Annotated in this window: 20 protein-coding genes; 13 read left to right on the plus strand and 7 right to left on the minus strand. The window is 66.7% G+C overall.

Annotated features, from left to right (window positions below):
* Positions 1-20 precede the first annotated feature (20 nt).
* The 6 genes from GRI55_RS14955 (at position 21) to GRI55_RS03415 (ending at position 6692) form a co-directional block, all read left to right on the plus strand.
* Entirely contained in the window at positions 21-443 is a 423-nt protein-coding gene (locus tag GRI55_RS14955; RefSeq protein ID WP_307019893.1) for a DUF2141 domain-containing protein, read from the plus strand.
* Positions 444-559: 116 nt separating this feature from the next.
* Complete coding sequence (locus tag GRI55_RS15300; RefSeq protein ID WP_160766200.1) at positions 560-2524, plus strand: PAS domain-containing protein; 1965 nt, start codon at positions 560-562, stop codon at positions 2522-2524.
* Between the two features lie 59 nt (positions 2525-2583).
* A complete protein-coding gene (locus GRI55_RS03400; protein ID WP_160766201.1) occupies positions 2584-3687 on the plus strand; it encodes a phosphatase domain-containing protein in 1104 nt (367 codons plus the stop codon).
* 8 nt (positions 3688-3695) lie between these two features.
* Entirely contained in the window at positions 3696-4598 is a 903-nt protein-coding gene (locus GRI55_RS03405) for an alpha/beta hydrolase (RefSeq protein ID WP_160766202.1), read from the plus strand.
* A gap of 10 nt (positions 4599-4608) precedes the next feature.
* Positions 4609-5988 (plus strand): M48 family metalloprotease, encoded by a 1380-nt coding sequence (locus GRI55_RS03410; protein ID WP_050601541.1) that lies wholly within the window; start codon positions 4609-4611, stop codon positions 5986-5988.
* A 17-nt stretch (positions 5989-6005) separates the two neighbouring features.
* Complete coding sequence (locus GRI55_RS03415; protein ID WP_160766203.1) at positions 6006-6692, plus strand: DsbA family protein; 687 nt, start codon at positions 6006-6008, stop codon at positions 6690-6692.
* A gap of 14 nt (positions 6693-6706) precedes the next feature.
* On the opposite strand, the gene GRI55_RS03420 is transcribed toward GRI55_RS03415, so the two are convergent.
* On the minus strand, positions 6707-7318 hold the full coding sequence (locus tag GRI55_RS03420) for an HD domain-containing protein (protein WP_050601539.1): 612 nt from the start codon (positions 7316-7318) through the stop codon (positions 6707-6709).
* A gap of 82 nt (positions 7319-7400) precedes the next feature.
* On the opposite strand from GRI55_RS03420, the gene GRI55_RS03425 reads away from it, so the two are divergent.
* From GRI55_RS03425 to GRI55_RS03445, 5 genes are all read left to right on the plus strand, one after another.
* Positions 7401-8630, plus strand: coding sequence for a sensor histidine kinase (locus tag GRI55_RS03425; protein WP_082835605.1), 1230 nt, complete (start codon positions 7401-7403; stop codon positions 8628-8630).
* The gene (locus tag GRI55_RS03430; RefSeq protein ID WP_050601538.1) at positions 8627-9424 is read left to right on the plus strand and encodes a LytR/AlgR family response regulator transcription factor; all 798 of its coding nucleotides are present in this window, start codon (positions 8627-8629) and stop codon (positions 9422-9424) included. Before GRI55_RS03425 ends, GRI55_RS03430 begins: the two co-directional genes overlap by 4 nt.
* Positions 9425-9549: 125 nt before the next feature.
* Positions 9550-10410, plus strand: coding sequence for a carboxylating nicotinate-nucleotide diphosphorylase (gene nadC, locus GRI55_RS03435; RefSeq protein WP_063506935.1), 861 nt, complete (start codon positions 9550-9552; stop codon positions 10408-10410).
* Positions 10411-10451: 41 nt separating this feature from the next.
* On the plus strand, positions 10452-10865 hold the full coding sequence (locus tag GRI55_RS03440; RefSeq protein ID WP_160766204.1) for a hypothetical protein: 414 nt from the start codon (positions 10452-10454) through the stop codon (positions 10863-10865).
* A complete protein-coding gene (locus tag GRI55_RS03445; protein WP_160766464.1) occupies positions 10849-11565 on the plus strand; it encodes a ribonuclease T2 family protein in 717 nt (238 codons plus the stop codon). Before GRI55_RS03440 ends, GRI55_RS03445 begins: the two co-directional genes overlap by 17 nt.
* A 29-nt stretch (positions 11566-11594) precedes the next feature.
* On the opposite strand, the gene GRI55_RS03450 is transcribed toward GRI55_RS03445, so the two are convergent.
* Both GRI55_RS03450 and GRI55_RS03455 read right to left on the minus strand, forming a co-directional pair.
* Positions 11595-12023: a nucleoside deaminase gene (locus tag GRI55_RS03450; protein ID WP_160766465.1), complete on the minus strand. Its 429-nt coding sequence runs from the start codon at positions 12021-12023 to the stop codon at positions 11595-11597.
* Positions 12024-12085: 62 nt separating this feature from the next.
* Complete coding sequence (locus tag GRI55_RS03455; protein ID WP_063506937.1) at positions 12086-12337, minus strand: hypothetical protein; 252 nt, start codon at positions 12335-12337, stop codon at positions 12086-12088.
* 170 nt (positions 12338-12507) lie between these two features.
* On the opposite strand from GRI55_RS03455, the gene rpmB reads away from it, so the two are divergent.
* On the plus strand, positions 12508-12798 hold the full coding sequence (gene rpmB, locus GRI55_RS03460; protein WP_050601534.1) for a 50S ribosomal protein L28: 291 nt from the start codon (positions 12508-12510) through the stop codon (positions 12796-12798).
* 57 nt (positions 12799-12855) lie between these two features.
* Here the strand turns inward: rpmB and GRI55_RS03465 are convergent, their stop codons facing one another.
* From GRI55_RS03465 to xseA, 4 genes are all read right to left on the minus strand, one after another.
* Complete coding sequence (locus tag GRI55_RS03465) at positions 12856-13836, minus strand: esterase-like activity of phytase family protein (RefSeq protein ID WP_160766205.1); 981 nt, start codon at positions 13834-13836, stop codon at positions 12856-12858.
* A 42-nt stretch (positions 13837-13878) separates the two neighbouring features.
* Positions 13879-14673, minus strand: coding sequence for a M23 family metallopeptidase (locus GRI55_RS03470; RefSeq protein WP_307019899.1), 795 nt, complete (start codon positions 14671-14673; stop codon positions 13879-13881).
* A 116-nt stretch (positions 14674-14789) separates the two neighbouring features.
* Entirely contained in the window at positions 14790-14999 is a 210-nt protein-coding gene (locus GRI55_RS03475) for a DUF2093 domain-containing protein (protein ID WP_063505881.1), read from the minus strand.
* Positions 15000-15023: 24 nt separating this feature from the next.
* A complete protein-coding gene (gene xseA / locus GRI55_RS03480; protein WP_160766207.1) occupies positions 15024-16481 on the minus strand; it encodes an exodeoxyribonuclease VII large subunit in 1458 nt (485 codons plus the stop codon).
* On the opposite strand from xseA, the gene purD reads away from it, so the two are divergent.
* Positions 16480-17754, plus strand: coding sequence for a phosphoribosylamine--glycine ligase (gene purD, locus GRI55_RS03485; RefSeq protein WP_160766208.1), 1275 nt, complete (start codon positions 16480-16482; stop codon positions 17752-17754). The genes xseA and purD overlap by 2 nt on opposite strands.
* Positions 17755-17776: the final 22 nt, after the last annotated feature.

A 17776-nucleotide genomic window follows, 5' to 3' on the forward strand; every position in this document is an offset into this window, starting at 1 on the left:
GCGCCGCGTTGGCTGGCGCGGTGCCTGCCCTCCCGGCGGGCCCGGCTGCCAGTGCGCAAGCGCCGGGGGCGACGATCACGATCACGGTGACCGACCTGCGCAGCGCCAAGGGCATCGTGCGCGCCTGCATGACTGCGGACGAACACAGCTTCCCGCGCTGCCGCGGCGTGGCGGGCGCATTCGGCGCGACGGCGCAGGCGCGCGAGGGCAGCGTCTCGTTCACCTTCCGGCACGTCCAACCGGGGCATTATGCGATCGCGCTGCTTCACGACGAGAACAACAACGGCAAGGCCGACCGCGCGCTGGGGATGATGCCCCGCGAAGGGTTCGGCTTTTCGCGCGATGCCAAGGTGCGCATGGGTCCGCCGAGCTTCTCCGATGCCGCGCTCGACCTCGGCGGGAAGGATCGCGAGCTGACCATCCGGATGCGTTACATGCTCTAGACCGCCCGCATTTGCCTGCGGCATTCGGGACCCATGGTTAATTTCCTTTACCCGATGTTTACCGCGCCAGTCGCATAGCGGCCCCCTACGAGCAGAACTCTTCGGGGACAGACGCAGTGATAGACAGGCTAGGCGGCTTTTTCGGCTCGCGCGATGTGGACGAGGACTTCGACGACGATATCGAGGACTTCGCCCCCGTCCCCGAACCGCCACCCTCGCCGGTTGGCCAGGATGAGCGCCGCATGCAGGTGCGGGCTTATAATCACTGGGCAAGCCTGCTCGGCGAATTCGACCTGCCGCTGGTCGCCGACCTCGATCCCGACGCATTGCCCGATTTCGGCCCCTATTCGGTCCTGCTCGACCTGACCGGCGACATCGACGACCCGCAACTGCGCTTCGTTGGGCGCGAGCTGGCCAGCGAGGCTGGGCTGACCGGCGCATGCCCAGCGCTGCTTTCGGCAGTGCCCGGACGCTCGGTGCTAAGCCGGATTACCGACCATTACCTGCAGATCCTTGCCAACCAGGCGCCGATCGGGTTCGAGGCCGAATTCGTCGGGGCAAGCGGTGCCGCGCTGCTGTACCGCGGGATCCTGCTGCCCTATTCGAGCGACCGCCAGACGGTCGATTTCATCTATGGCGTGATCAACTGGAAGGAAATTGCCGACCAGCAGACCGCCGACGAGCTATTGCTCGCGATCGACCAGTCGCTGGCCGTTCCCGAGGAAGCCGACAGCGGCAGCGAACGCACGCTCGAAACCGCCGAAACGCTGACCCGCGCATCGCGTGAGGCAGCGGAGGCCGAAGTGCTCGAACTGGGCGTCGCGCACGTGCTGGAGCATCGTGAAAACCTGCCGAGCCCCGCCTTCGGCTCGATGATGCCCGGCGCCGATATCGACCTCGATGACGAAATCGATCTCGACGACGAATTCGCAGCCGATCTCCCGACCGCGAGCCTGCCCGCGGCGACTGGCGGCGGTGGCCGGGTCGACGCCCTGGGCAACCGCGTCGGCGCGAACGCCCCCAGCGACGATGACGGACTGGACGACAGCGGCGAGTTCGACAGCGCGATCAAGACCGCTGCCGATTACGGCCTGCCCGACTGGGACGACGAAGAGGACGAGGGTGATGTCGACTCGGTGGTCGACCCCCTGGCCGATGAAGATACCGCAAGCAGCCTGGTCGCGCTGGTCAATCGCGGCGATCGCACGAAGAAAGCGATCGACCTTTCGCTCGATGACGGCGGCGCGGCGATCCCGCAGGCCTTCGAACCCGCCGAACCGGCCCCGCCGCCGGTGCCGCAGGCGTTCGAACCCGCGCCCGGCATGCCCTTCGACGCCGAGGAAACTGCCGAACCGATGGGGGCCGAGTTCTCGATCCTCGCGGAAAAGCCTGGAGCGCCGGAGCGCGACATTTTCGTTCCCGAACACGAGGCGCCGGCCCCGCAGCCAGCCGACAGCGCCCCGGACGAACCGTCTGCCGGGCTTTACGACAGCCTCGCCGCCGCGCGCGAAATGGCGCAGGCCGCGCAGAACACCGAGGACCGCAGCCGCAAGACGCTCTACGAAGCGGTCGGACGTGCGTATGACTTCAGCCTTGCCGCGCAGGACAATCGCGCCGACTTCGAGGCGCTGCTCAGCGACAACGGCCTGGTCCAGCAGGACCGCGCGCCGATGACCCCGGTGGTGAAGCTCGTCTTCGGGGCGGATTACGACAAGACCCGTCTGACCGAATACGCCGCCGTGCTGACCCATGCCCATCGCCGGCAGGTCGAACCGGGCGGACTGGCCAGTTTCCTGCGCCAAGCCGACGGCGGGCTGAAGGGCGTGGTGCAGGAAGAGCGCCGCCTGCGCCGGGAAGAGCAGGGCAAGCCGGTCGAGGACAGCCGGGTCGTTCGCCCTGCGCTGGCGCAGAAGCTGCGCGACGCGGACGCGCTCGAAATGGCCGACCTCGAGGAACACAATGGCGCCGAATTCGCGCTGGTCATGGTGCGGCGCACGCCCGAAGGGGCGCTGCAAATCATCGGCGAAGTGCCCGACGACGTGCCGCTGGTCGAACGCGCCGCGCGCAAGCTGCTGGGCTAGCACGGCAAAGCGGGGAAAAGGCTTGTCGGGTCCGCGCTGCTCCGGCTAGCGCCCGGCGCATGCCATTCCTTCCGACCGCCCCCGTCCGCATCCAGCCCTATCTCGGCTATCGCAACCGCGAGCGCCTGCACATTACCGCACGCGCCCTGCGCTCACGCGTCGGCAAGTTCGAGAAACGCAGCCGCTGGCGTGCTGCGAAGACGATGATTGGCCAGTTCGCCAGTCACGAGGTCGCCGACATGCCCGTCGAACTCGAGATCGCGCGGCCGGGCGCGCCGCCGCAGCGGCACCGGGGCCTGACCGACGCGGAGGGGTTCGTCCGGTTCGATATCGAGTTCGATTCCGCATGGGATTACGACGAGCACCCCGCCTGGGAAACAGTGGTCTTCCACTGGCACACCGGCGACGAAGACCAGTGCATCGATGCGCATGTCCTCGCCCCGGGCGACGATACCGGCCTAGCGGTTATATCGGACATCGACGATACGATAATCGAAACCGGCATTACCGGGGATTTCCGCAAGGTGATGCGCAATTGGCGGCGCGTGCTGATGCAGATGCCCGAAGAGCGCATCATCGTGCCCGGCGCCGATGTTTTCTACAATGCGCTGGGCGGCGGTGAGGTGCTGGCCGAAGGCGCGGGCCATGTCGGCGATCGGCAACCGGCCACGCACCGGCCGTTCTTCTATGTGTCGTCCAGCCCGTGGAACCTGTTCAGCTATCTGGTGACCTATATCCGCGGCCGCGGCCTGCCGCTGGGCCCCATCGCGCTGCGCGATTGGGGGCTCGATCGCGCGACGTTCGGTTCGTCGAGCCATGGCGCGCACAAACGCACCGCGATCGAGGGCATTCTCGGCACCTTCCCCGATCTGAAGTTTGCGCTTATCGGCGACGACAGCCAGGGCGACCTGACGGCCTTTGCCGATATTGCGCTGGCGAACCCCGGGCAGGTGCGAGCTATTTTCATCCGCAAGGTCGGCGAGACGATGAGCCCCGAGGAACTGAACGCCAAGGCCCAATTGCGCGCTGCCGATGTGGCGCTGTGGCTGGGCAACAGCTACGACACCGGTCACCAGTTCCTCGCTTCGATCGGCCTGCTGGCCGATGACGAGGCAACGGCCATCGTCGATTCGGTCGAGGCCAGCGACCCGGCGCGGAAATGAGCCGGGGCATGAAAATCCTCATCGCACTGCTCGCCGTCGCCCTGCTGGCCGGAGCGGCGCTGCTGGTGGCAATTCGCACCAACGGGCCCGCAGTGCTCAACGCGCTCGACCGGGTCACGGGCGGCAGCCGCGATGTCGCACTGGTCGCCCGGACCACCTATGGCGAACATCCCGCACAGAAGCTGCGCATCTATGCGCCCGCGGATGCGGCCGGCCCGCTGCCGGTATTCGTATTCGTCCATGGCGGCAGCTGGAGCTGGGGCGATCCCGACGATTACGATTTCGTTGCCCGCGCGATTGCGCCGGCAGGCTTCGTGACGGTGCTGGCAGGGTACCGGCTGGGCGAGGACGGGCGCTATCCCGCCATGCTCGAAGACACGGCGGCGGCGATTGCCGAAGCGGCTAGGCTGGCGCCGCAATATGGCGGCGATCCCGCGCGCATCGTGATTGCCGGGCATTCGGCGGGGGCGTACAACGTCGTCCAGGTGGCGCTGGAAGAACGCTGGCTGGCAGCCAGCGGGGTGCGCCCGGCCGGAGTGATCGGCCTGTCGGGTCCATATGATTTCTACCCGTTCGACAGGCCGTCGGGCGAAGCCGCGTTCGGATCGGTCGGTGCCGGGCCCGAGAGCCAGCCGGTCAACCATGCGCGTGCCGATGCGCCGCCGATGCTGCTGGTCCATGGCGAACAGGACACGCTGGTCAAACCGCGCAACACCCGCGTGCTGGCGGCCGCGCTCGACCAGCTGGGCGCACCGGTCGAAACGCTGCTCTACGATTCGTTCGATCACAACGCCCCGCTGATCTCGCTTGCCAGCCCATGGCGAGGTTCGCGCGATGTGGATGACGCGGTAATCGCCTTCGCGCAGCGGCACACCGAGGTTTCAGTTCCGGTTCAGGCTCAAACCCCCTAAAGCAGTCGCGATGCGTCTGATCGCCCGCCTGCTCGCCTTCCTTGCAGCTGCAACGCTTGCGGCTCAGCCGCTCGCCGCCCAGTCGATCCTGCGCGACGCCGAGACCGAGGCCTTTCTCGACGAGATTTCCGCCCCGCTGATCGAGGCTGCGGGCCTCGAGCCGGACAATGTCGACATCGTGCTGATCAACGATCCGTCGATCAACGCTTTCGTCGCGGGCGGACAGGCGGTCTACCTCCATTCGGGGCTGATCGACGCCGCCGACAGCGCCGAGGAAGTGCAGGGCGTGATCGCCCATGAACTGGGCCACATCACCGGCGGCCATATCCTGCGTTACGGCGAAGGCATGGCCGCGGCTTCGCGCATATCGCTGCTGTCGATGATCGCTGGGATCGGCGCCGCACTGGCCGGTGCGGGAGACGCGGCCATGGGAATCATGATGGCCGGCCAGCAAGCGGCGATGGGCAATTTCCTGTCCTTCAGCCGCACGCAGGAATCTTCTGCCGATTTCGCCGGCGCGCAATATCTGTCGGACGCGGGGATTTCAGGTCGCGGCTCGCTCGAATTCTTCGGCAAGCTGCTCAACCAGGAATATCGCTATGGATACAGCCAGAGCGACGAAGCCGGCTTCTATCGCACGCATCCGCTCTCGGGCGATCGTATTTCCGCGCTGCGCGAAGTGTACGAAGGCGATCCCGCATGGGAGCGTCCGCCCGATCCGCGCAACCAGGCGAATTTCGAGCGGGTGAAGGCCAAGCTGACCGGCTATATCTCGAAGCCTTCGGTGACGCTGCGCAAGTATCCGGAGACCGACCAGTCGATCCCGGCGCTCTATGCGCGCGCCTATGCCTACCATTCGAACGCGCGCGTCGATCTGGCGCTCGATGCCGCCGACCAATTGCTCGCCAAGGACCCCGCGGATCCCTATTTCCTCGAGCTCAAGGGCCAGGTCCTGCTCGAATCCGGGCGCCCGCACGAAGCGCTCGATCCGCTGCGCCGCGCCACCGCGATGACCAATGCGGAACCGCTGATCGCCAGCCTCTTCGGGCATGCCCTCATCGCCACCGAGGACGACGGCAATTTCGAGGAGGCGGAACGCGTCCTGCGCGCCGCAGTGGGCCGCGATCGCCGCAATCCCTTCGCCTGGTACCAGCTCGGCGTGGTCTATGCCGCGCGCGGGGATACCGCGCGGGCCCGGCTGGCCTCGGCCGAACAGCAGGTGATGAACCGCCAGTACGGGCTGGCCCTGCGCAGCGCGCAGGCGGCCGAATACGGGCTCGAGCACGGCACCCCCGACTGGATCCGTGCACAGGATATCGGCATGCAGGCGCGCGCGCTGCTCGAACGCCAGTGCGAAATGGAACGCGGCCGCGATTGCGCGCCCGGCTGAAGCGAACAAGGGGCACCATGAAGAACCATCTGCTGACTGCGCTGATCGCGCTGGGATGCGGCTTTGCGGGTGCGGCCCTGTGGTCGCTATCGGGGCTGGCCCATGACCAGACCCGCGAATATCTGATCGCCAATCCGCAGATCCTGCCCGAAATGAGCGAAGCCTATCAGCGCCAGGAAAGTCAGGACCGGCTCGCTGGCATTGCGGACGAGGTACGCGAGCCATTCCCCGGGGCGGTGCTTGGCAATCCGGACGGCGGCACGGTGCTGGTCAAGTTCACCGATTACGGCTGCACCTATTGCCGCCAGTCGATTGCCGCGATCGATGAACTGATCGCAGGCGACCCCGATCTGAAGGTGGTGATCCGCGAATGGCCGATCTTCGATGGCAGCGAACAGGCCGCGCGCATGGCGCTGGCCGCAGCAAGGCAGGGCAAGTATCCCGCCTTCTACCACGCGCTGTTCGAACAGGGTCCCCCAAGCGACACCACGATCGCCCGGGCTGCGCAGATCGCCGGACTCGATATCGAGCAGGCCCGCGCCTTCGCTGCGTCGGATGATGCCACCGGCGAACTGGCGCGCAACATGGCGCTGGCGCGTACGCTGCAGTTCACCGGCACGCCGAGCTGGGTGGCCGGTGGCGAGACGATCCAGGGGCTGGTCCCGCCCGAGCGCCTGGCCGAAGCGCTGGCCGCCGATAGCTGACCGCTTCGCAGCGGCTATTCCTGTTCGAGCGCCTTGGCATAGGCCGAGGCAAGCGGACGGGCCATCACCCGGCGCACCATCGGTTCGAAGAATTCGAGCGGTTCGCTGTCGTAATCGGGATCGAAGGCCGCCTGGTCGTATTTCTCGCAGAACAACCGGCACGCTTCGTAATGCGGGTGACCGGTGAACTTGTCGCGCGCGTTCTGGTCCATGCCGAGGAAGTGGAAGTAGTAATACCCCTGGAAGGCGCCGTGGTTCTGGCAGATCCAGTGCACTTCCTCGCTGACGAAGGGCTTGATGATCGACGCGGCCACCTCGGGGTGGTTGTAGCTGCCCAGCGTGTCGCCGATATCGTGCAGCAGCGCCATCACCACATATTGCTCGTCCCGCCCGTCGCGGTGGGCGCGCGTGGCGGTCTGCAGCGAATGTTCCAGCCGGTCGACCGGGAAGCCGCCGAAATCGCCGTCGAGCAGCCTGAGATGGTCGAGCACGCGGTCGGGCAGCCCCTTCGCGAAGGCACGGTATTCGCCGCCGATGATCGCCCAGTCGTCGGCTGTGCCCTGTTTCATTTCGCGGAACTTGGCGCGTCCCGGTCCCGCTTCGTCGATAGTTTCCTGCACGCCCATCGCGTCTCTCCCTCGCTTCGGCTGTCACCGACGGTGTAGCGGCTGGCGCAATTCGCTGCAATTGCGCTAGGGAGGGTGGCTCATGGCCGTTTTGCCCATTCGTCCTACGCCGTTCTTCGCCAACAAGAACCAGGCGTTCTGGAACCTCCAGCTGGCCGGCTGGGGCGGGGCGACGATGCTGCGCGGGATGTCGGCGCTGGCCAATGGCCAGTCGCCCGACCGGCTGGTGATCATCCTGATCGCCACGATCACGGGCTTCTCGCTCAGCCTGATCCTGGCGGTGGCGTACGGCCGGCTGATTCGCCAGCGGCCGCTGGTTACCTGGGGCGCCACCGTGCTGGTGCTGGCCGCCGCAACCGCGGTATACGCCTTCATCGACAGCTGGGTGCTCGATGTTGCCGGCGCTTCGGCGGGCAGCGCGAGCTTCGCCAATCTGTTCGTCGGGATCTACTTCATCGACCTGACGCTGCTCGGCGCATGGTCGGCGCTCTATTACGCGATCAATTTCTTCCTCCAGGTCGAGGAGCAGGCCGACCGGCTCGAACGGCTCGAAGCGCAGGCGACCAGCGCGCAGCTGGCCATGCTGCGCTATCAGCTCAATCCGCACTTCCTGTTCAACACGCTCAATTCGATCAGCACGCTGGTCCTGCTCAAGCAGAGCGAGACCGCCAACGCCATGCTGACCCGGCTCTCAAGCTTCCTGCGCCACACGCTGGTGACGCAGCCGGGCGGTAAGGTGACCGTGGCGCAGGAAATGGAGACGCTGCAACTTTATCTCGGCATCGAACAGATGCGGTTCGAGGAACGGCTGCGGTCCAGCTTCCGGATCGAACCCGAAGCGGCTAAGGCGGAACTTCCCGCGATGCTGCTGCAACCGCTGGTCGAGAACGCGATCAAATACGGCGTCAGCCCGCAGGAGGAAGGCGCCGAGATCGACATCGTGGCGCAGGTCGTCGGACCGCGGCTGCGCGTGACCGTATCGGATACCGGCCCGGGCATGACCATGAACAGCGTCGAGGATGGCCTGCCCGCGGTGCGCCACACCCATGCCCGCCGCGATTCGACCGGGGTCGGCCTGGCCAATATCCGCGACCGGCTGGCTCAGGCTTACGGCGAGGAACACCGCTTCGAGATCCGCTCGCCCGAAAGCGGCGGGTTCTCGGTCCTGATCGAACTGCCTTACGAAACCAAGGAATCCCCCGCGTTAAGCGAGGCGCAAGCCGCACCCGCGCAGGCGCTGTCGCAGAAACCCTCAGCACCCCCGGCCGTTGTACCCTCACCCCTACCCCCGAAAGCACCCCAGACGACATGACCATCCGCACCATTCTCGTCGACGACGAAAAGCTCGCCATCCAGGGTCTCCAATTGCGCCTCGAACCCTTCGAGGACGTCGAGATCATCGACACCTGCCAGAATGGCCGCGAGGCGATCCGCGCGATCAAGACGCAGAAACCGGACCTAGTTTTCCTCGACATCCAGATGCCCGGCTTCGACGGTTTTTCGGTCGTGCAGGGCGTGATGGAAATCGACCCGCCGCTGTTCGTCTTCGTCACGGCGTTCCAGGAACATGCAATCCGTGCCTTCGAGGCGAATGCGGTCAATTACCTGATGAAACCGGTCGACGAGGACAAGCTCGCCGATACGATCGAACGCGTGCGCCAGCGGCTGGCGGAAAAGAAATCCACCGAGGAAGCCGAAAAGCTCAAGAGCGTGCTTTCCGAGGTCGCCCCCGAAGCTGCGGAGAATCTCGCCGGGGAAGATCCCGAAGCGGCCAGCCGGTTCGAAAAGCTCATCAACGTCAAGGACCGGGGGCAGATCTTCCGAGTCGAAGTCGGCACGATCGAGCATATCGAGGCCGCGGGCGATTACATGTGCATCTATACCGGCGACAATTCGCTGATCCTGCGCGAAACGATGAAGGATCTCGAACGCCGCCTCGACCCGCGCAAGTTCCAGCGCGTTCACCGCAGCACGATCGTCAATCTCGACCAGGTGCGGCAGGTCAAGCCGCACACCAATGGCGAATGCTTCCTCGTGCTCGAATCGGGTGCGGAGGTGAAGGTCAGCCGCAGCTACCGCGACGTCGTCGCGCGGTTCGTGCACTGACTTGCTTTTCGGCCCCGCAACTGCGGGGCCGTCCTCGACGCTGTCCCTCCGCTTCGCTACGGACGTCTGCGGGCGGGCGGTCGCCCTTGCCGGGCCTCACCCGGCCCCGTTCTGGAGCGATCACTGTGACATTCAATCTCGACGGTTTCGACCTCGACGCCTTTGTCCGCAATACGCTGGCGGAGGACCTCGGCGTGGGGCTTTCGGGCGGCGGCCGCGACGTGACCAGCGAAAGCGTCATCCCTGCCGATGCCCGCTTCGCCGGGGTGATGGACACGCGCGATGCGATAGAGGTGGCGGGGCTGGGCGTAGCCGAAGCCTTCTTTCGCGCACTCGATCCGGACATGAAGATAGAAATCGTGGTCGCCGATGGTGAAAGCGTGCCCGCGGGCACCGACCTGATGCGCCTTGAAGGCAATGCCCGCGCCATGCTGACCGCCGAACGCAGCGCGCTCAACACGGTGCAGCATCTTTCGGGCATCGCCACGATGGTGGCGCAATATGTGCGCGCGATGGACAATCCCGACTGCACCCTGCTCGATACGCGCAAGACCATCCCGGGCCTGCGCCACTTGGAGAAATACGCGGTGCGCATGGGCGGCGGCGCGAATCACCGGATGGGGTTGTGGGATGCGGCGATGATCAAGGACAACCACGTGCTGGTCGCCGGATCGGTCGGGGAAGCGGTTCGCCGCGCGGTTGCCGCCGGGGTTTCCGATATCATCTGCGAGGTCGACAGGATCGACCAGATCGAACCGGCGCTTGCTGCAGGGGCCACGCGGCTGCTGCTCGACAATATGGAGCCCCCGGTGCTGCGCGAAGCGGTGGCGCTGGTCGGCGGGCGCGTCCCGACCGAAGCGAGTGGCGGGATCAATCTCGAGACGATCCGCGCCAAGGCGGCGACGGGGGTGGATTATGTCTCGGTCGGCCGCCTTACCCAGAGCGCGCCGGCAGCCGATATCGGTCTGGACTTTACGCCCTTGTGATTCGGCGGCATTCATCGCCTTTCGCCGTAGAGGGATAATCCATGCGCCCGACCTCCATCGTCCTGTTCGAACGCCTTTTCCTGCTCAGCCTGGCGATCGCGCTGGTCAACGGGTTCCTCCAGTATGACGCGCTCGTCGCACAGGTCGGAAACGATCCCGCACTGGCGCAGCTGGGCTGGGGTAGCGGCGCGATCCTGGTCGTCATGGCGATCAGCCTGCTAATCCCCTTGCTGCTGTGGTATTTCATCGCCCGCCGGGCCAGCAACATCGCCAAGTGGATCCTGGTGGTGATGACGCTGCTCGGGCTGCTGTTCGTCAATCTCGATCCCGGCCAGCTCGGCAGCCTGGCCGGCATCGCCTCGCTGGCCGTGACCATCCTTCAGCTGGTCGCCATCGTGCTGCTGTTCCGCGCCGATGCGCGCGCGTGGCTGAGCGATGATGCCGAGGCGCCCTAGCCTAACCGTCCTGGCGCCCCTGGCCTGCCTGCTGGTGCCCGGCGCACCGCTGGCAGCGCAGCACTATCAATGCAGCGTCCCGCGCAGCGCCAGCGTGCCCCGGGTAACGCCCGATGCGCCGCCGCGTCCCATGCCCGTCACCGGCTATACGCTGGCGCTCAGCTGGAGCCCCGAATTCTGCAAGCCGCGTCGGGGCCAGCCGCGGCATGCGCGCCAATGCAGCGGGCAGGCCGGACTGTTCGGTCTGGTGGTGCATGGCCTGTGGCCCGAAAGCGGCCGCAGCTGGCCGCAGTGGTGCCCATCGCGCCGCCAGCTGCAGGCGCGTGATCTGGCGGCGAACATGTGCCTCTCGCCATCGGCGGCGCTGCTGGCCCGCCAATGGGCCAAGCATGGCAGCTGCATGGCGCGAAAACCGGCAACGTACTTCCGGGTAACGCGGATATTGTGGGACGGCCTGCGCCTGCCCGATTACGACCGGGTGAGCCGCGAGGACGGGCTTACTGCTGGCACGATCCGCACCCGCTTCGTCGATGCCAACAGGGGCTGGCCGCGCGAGGCAGTGGGCGTGAAGCTGAATGCGCGCGGCTGGCTGGAGGAATTGCGGCTATGTTACGACAAGCGGTTCATGCCCGCACGCTGCGACCGGACGCGCTTCGGCGCGGGTGATGCCGCCCCGGCCAAGATCTGGCGCGGCCTCTAGCCGGCTCTTTGCCGCGAAGCGGGCGGCGTTCACCGTCGCTGCCTGAAAAAGCCCTGCAGCATGTCCGCGGCGCGCTGCTCGCCGATTCCCCCATAGACTTCGGGACGATGGAGACACTGCGGCTGATCGAAAACGCGCGCGCCATGTTCGACCGCCCCGCCCTTCGGATCGCTGGCCGCGTAATACAGCCGGCCGATCCGCGCGTGCACGATCGCGCCCGCGCACATCGCGCAGGGCTCCAGCGTGACCCACAGGTCGCAATCGGTCAGCCGCTCGGTGCCGAGCGTTTCGGCAGCGCGGCGGATCGCGAGGATTTCGGCATGGGCAGTGGGGTCGTGAAGATCGCGCGGCGCATTGTGCGCTTCGCCGACGATTGCGCCGTTCCGGGTGACGACTGCGCCGACGGGCACCTCGCCCGCAGCGGCGGCGGCGCACCCCAGTTCAAGCGCGCGGTCCATGAAGCGCCGATCGATCACGGCGCTTGCCGTCCGGTTCGATGCCGAGGACCGCGCGCCGATACTTATTCGTCGCCGGTTACGGGTTCGCCAGCGGCATCGTCCGGGCCATCGACATCGACGTCGAGCGTCGGAACTTCGACGGTTTCGGTGCCGGTGTCGACATTCACTTCGGGGCCTTCCACGTCGAATTCGGGCATATTGCCGCCATCGACATCGACTTCGGGCATTTCGCCTTCTTCCGTCTGGTCGACATCGCATGCCGCCAGCGACAGCGAGGCAAAGGCAACCGCGCCAGCAAGGACAAATTTACGCATAGAAGTGCTCCTAAGGATTGGAAGTGTATGGTAGGTGCCTGTGCGAACCAGCGCAACAACGCATCTACCTTGACGATTCGGCCCCTCGCCGCTATCCGCGCCGCTTTCCGGGACAAACCGAGCCCCGAACCCGATTTTCGGGGCACCAACACTCGAACGAGAGACGTATCATGTCGCGCATTTGCGAACTCACCGGCAAGGGCCGCCAGGTCGGTCACAATGTGAGCCACGCCAACAACAAGACCAAGCGGGTGTTCCTGCCGAATCTGCAGAACGTCACGCTAATGAGCGAGAAGCTCGATCGCAGCTTCAAGTTCCGCGTGTCGACGCAGGGCCTGCGTTCGGTCGAACACAATGGCGGGCTCGACAACTGGCTGCTTAAGACCAGCGACGAGAAGCTGTCGACCAACGCGCTCAAGGTGAAGCGTGAACTGAAGAAGGCGAACGCCGCTTCCGCATAAGCCGTGCGGGCGCTGCGGCGCCCCGGCACCTGCGGCGGTTCGAAAGGCGCGCGAGGGCTACTCGCGCGCCTTTTCGCGTGTCTGCCACCGCAGCTTGAGCAGCAGCGTCCGCTGGAAGGACATGAAGTTGTCGTCCGAGATCAGCCAGACATGCTGCCCATCAGCATCCTCGGTAAGGGTCAGGCCCTCGTAATTGTCGCGCGGGATGGTTTTTCCCAGTTCGGCCAGCAGGCGGGCCGTCACGATCCCGTCATCGTCGGGCGCGTCGACATCGAGTTCGGCGATCGCGGTTTCAAACCCCAGCGGGATGCCCCAGTCCAGACGCCGCAGCAGAACCAGCGCGCGGCCCTTTCCGACCGGAGCGGCATCGACCGGACGATATCCGGAAGGAATATCGACGACCACGCTTTGCGGATTGTCGTCCTCCACCGGATCGCCTGAAAACAGCACCGCCATATGCCGCGATCCACGCCAGCGGCGCGAACGCTCCTCGATCGCGAGAAAGCGTCCATCGGCGAGACGAACGAGCGATTCGACACCCGAATTGCTGGCCCAATCCGCCATCAGCGCTGGCCGCACTTCCTTGTCGGGCCGGAAAGCGGCGTCGAGCCGGACGATCGCTTCGCGATATTCATAGCCGGCCCAGACCGTTCCGGTTTCCGGATCGACCGCCAGCGATTCGAGGTCCCGCCCCATCTTGTAGGATGTCTCGCTCGGCTCGAACGCGCTGAACAGGCCCGTCCGGCGCCCGCGATCGGGTCGGTGGAACTCGAGCTTGCGCCCCGTATCGCTGCCGGCAAGGAAGCGGCCATCGGGCAAGGCGACGAGCGCCGAGATTCCCCCGAAGCGCAGGCGATCGCCCGCAAGCTCCCATGCGCCAAGCAAAGTGAAGGGCCCAGCCGTGCGTTGCTGCGCCGCGATGGGTGTCAGAGTGACGTCCGGCTGCAATGCGCGGGGCGGCGGGGGCGAGCGCAGCCAGGTCCCGGGGGCGAGCGCGACCGTCAGCGCGGCGGCAAGGAGAAGGCGCTTTGGACGCATGCGAGCGGGTCTCTCCAGAGCGCGCGGACGCGCGTCAAGCGCTCAACGCATCGGCCCGGTGAAGAGCAGGGGATCGAGACGTGAATTGCGCCATTTCAGGCTCCAGTGCAGATGCGGCCCGGTCGCGCGGCCCGATGCGCCGATATCGCCGATATGCTGGCCCTGCCGGACCTGTTCACCCTCGCTCACGTAAAGACGCGAGGAATGCAGGAACGCGCTGTTCAGGCCCTGGCCGTGGTCGATGATCAGCAGCTTGCCCTCGAGGCTGAAATCCTCGGCCGCAAGCACCACCACGCCGTCGGCAGGGGCGACATAGGGCGTCCCACTGCCACCGGTCGCGATATCGATGCCCGAGTGGTAGCTGCCCGGTTCGCCGCGGTAAATGCGCTGCGCCCCGAAGCGGCCCGAAATGCGTCCCTTGACCGGCCAGATGAAATCCTGTCGCCAACCCGTCGCCCCGGTCTCTCTGAGCCGCGCATCCCAGATCGCGTCGAGTTCGGGCTGGCGGCGCCGCATGAACGATGCCGAGCTTCCGCCTGTACGGCGTGCGACGTTCACGCGTTCGATGTCCCAGGCCCGCGGTGCAATCGCGAGCGGTCTGGTGACAGTCCGGCCATCGACCAGCGTCGCCTGCAGGGTCGCGGCCGGGTCCGCATCGCGGTCGAAGGCGGCAAAGAACCGGCCGTCTTCGTCCAGCGACAACGGTTCTTCGCCGAGCGCGGCTTCCACCGTTCCGGCGGGTACACGCCCCCGGATCCAGCCGCCCTGCTCCAGCTCGCCATCGAAGGTGAATACGGGCGCGGGGGCAGCGGCCGTGCTGGGGCTGGGTGTGGGCACTGGCGCAGGCGTGGCCCGTACGGGCTGTACGACTTCGGCCGGGGCCGCGGATTCCGGCTCGGCAGTCGGAACGCAGGCGGCGGCTACGAGGAGGAGCGGCGCGACCCGGATCGGATTCACGGTGCGAGCCGCTCGGTCGCGAGCTGCGCGCTGGCATAGGCTTCCTGGTGCTCGACCGACCAGTAACGCAGCTCGTCGAGCGGGATCGGCACACCGCTCATCGCACAAAAGACATGGTTGCCCGCGCGCAGGACGCGAAAGCCCGAGGGGCCGTACTGCAGCTTGGCCTCGCCATTAGCCGGGCCCGAATTCTTGTTCATCAACATGGCGGCGTCCCTAGCATTTGCGCGTCACCCGAACAAATCATCCTGCTTGGGCGGGGTTCCGGATTTGCGCGGCTTGCGACGCGGCGCGGGAGGAGGAGGCTCCATGCCGGTCGCCACCGCGAGTTCGCCATCGCGGAACTTGAGCGTAAGCGCCGCCTCCTGCGCCGCCGCCGCCCGGTCGGTGATGGTCCGCCCGTCGGGTCCGGTGACGCGCACATAGCCGCGCGCCAGCGGGCGGTCGGGATGAAGCTGTCCGGCCAGCCGTGCGAGCGCCGCCAACCGCTCGCGCCGCTCGGCCAGCGGGCGTTCGACCAGCGCGGGTGCGAGCTTCAGCCCGGCGAGCGCGCGCTGCGCCTCGCGCAGATTGCGCTGGAGCACGACCGGGGCCAGCCGCAGGTTGGAGAGCTTTTCGCGCCCCTGCGCCGCGCGGTCGCGCAAGCCCCGGCGCAGACGTTCGGCCAGATCGTCGAGCCGCTGCGCATGCGGCTCCAGCAGCGCCTCGCGCTGGGGGAGCCGGTCGGCGCGCGCCTGCAGCCGTTCGCGCCCCAGCTGTACCGGGCGCAGAATCGCGCGTTTCTTGCGCGCTTCGAAATCGGCCAGCACCGCGGCGAGCTCGGCGCGCACCGGCACCGCCATTTCCGCCGCGGCGGTCGGCGTTGGCGCGCGGCGATCGGCGGCGTAGTCGGCCAGCGTGGTATCGGTTTCATGGCCGACCGCGCAGATCGTGGGGATCGGGCACTCGGCAATCGCGCGCACCACCGCTTCTTCGTTGAAGCTCCACAGATCCTCGATCGACCCGCCACCCCGCGCGACGATGACCAGATCGGGCCGGTCGGGGTGTTCGCGGGGCATCTGCGCGAACCCGCGGACCGCGCCCGCGACCTGCTCGGCAGCACCCTTCCCCTGCACCAACACCGGCCACACGATCACGCGGCTGGGGAAGCGGTCGGCAAGTCGGTGGAGGATATCGCGGATCACCGCCCCGGTGGGCGAGGTGACCACGCCGATCGTTCGCGGCAGGAACGGCAGCGGCTGTTTGCGCTCGGCCGCGAACAGGCCTTCCGCCGCCAGCCGCGCGCGGGTCTTCTCGAGCAGCGCGAGCAGCGCGCCCTCGCCCGCCAGCTCCATCCGCTCGATCACGATCTGGTACTTGGAACGGCCGGGATAGGTCGTCACCTTCCCGCTGGCGACCACTTCGAGCCCGTCTTCGGGATCGAACGGCAGGCGCTGGGTATTGCCGCGCCACATGACCCCGTCGATCACCGCCTGTTCGTCCTTGAGCGCACAATACATGTGGCCCGATGCCGCCCGCTTCACCCCCGACAACTCCCCGCGCAGGCGCACGAAACCGAAGCGGTCTTCCACCGTCCGCTTCAACGCCTGCGAAATTTCGCTCACGCTGAGCGGCTCGGCGTTGTCGCCCGTGCGGCGCTTCGCTACCAAGCTCGCATCTTCGGAATCTGACGGGAAATCGGCGGCCATGAATATCCTTCTACTCGGGTCGGGCGGGCGCGAACATGCATTGGCGTGGAAACTGGCGCAATCGCCGCTGTGCGACAAGCTGTGGGCGGCGCCGGGCAATCCGGGTATCGCACAACATGCCGAATGCACCGCGCTGGATGCCGGCAACCACGATGCCGTAGTCTCCTTCTGCACGGACAATGCGATCGCCCTGGTGGTGATTGGCCCCGAAGCTCCGCTGGTCGACGGGCTCGCCGATACGCTGCGCGCGGCGGGGATCGACACCTTCGGTCCCTCGCGCGAAGCCGCGCAGCTCGAAGGCAGCAAGGGCTTCACCAAGGAGCTGTGCCAGCGCGCGAACATTCCCACCGCACGCTACGAGCGCTGCGTCTCGCTCGAACAGGCGTGGGGCGCGCTCAAGCGCTTCGATCCGCCTTTCGTGCTCAAGGCTGACGGGCTCGCTGCGGGCAAGGGCGTGGTCATCGCCGAAACCTACGAAGAAGCCCAGCACGCGCTCGACGAGATGTTCGACGGCAAGTTCGGCAGCGCGGGCAGCGAAGTGGTGATCGAGCAGTTCCTGATGGGCGAGGAGGCCAGCTTCTTCGCGCTAACCGATGGCACGGCGATCGTGCCCATCGGCACCGCGCAGGATCACAAGCGCGTGGGCGCGGGCGATACCGGACCGAACACCGGCGGCATGGGCGCCTATTCCCCCGCTCCGGTACTGAGCGAGGATCTGCAACGTCAGGTCATGCGCGAGATCGTCGAGCCGACGGTGCGCACCATGGCCGCCGAGGGTACGCCCTATTCGGGCGTGCTCTATGCCGGGCTGATGCTGACCAAAGACGGCCCGCAACTGATCGAATACAATGCGCGCTTCGGCGATCCCGAATGCCAGGTGCTGATGATGCGGCTGGAAAGCGATCTGGTCGAACTGATGCAGGCCTGCGCGCAAGGACGGCTGGGCGACATCGCCGAGCCGGCGCTATCGGGCGATTTCGCGCTGACCGTGGTGATGGCGGCCGAGGGCTACCCCGGCACGCCCAGGAAGGGCGGTAGGATCGATCTGGGCGAGGCCGAGGCCGGCGGCGCCAAGGTCTTCCACGCCGGCACTAAACTCGCAGGCGAGACGCTGAACAGCAGCGGCGGCCGCGTGCTCAACGTCACCGCGCGCGGAGCAAGCGCGACCGAAGCACAGGCAAAAGCCTATGAGGCGGTCGACGCGATCACCTTCCCCGACGGCTTCTGCCGCCGCGACATCGGCCAGCGCGAAGTGCGGCGGGAGCAGGCCTAACGCGCGACGAAGCCGGACCCCG

Source organism: Qipengyuania citrea, assembly GCF_009828015.1.
Taxonomy (GTDB): domain Bacteria; phylum Pseudomonadota; class Alphaproteobacteria; order Sphingomonadales; family Sphingomonadaceae; genus Qipengyuania; species Qipengyuania citrea.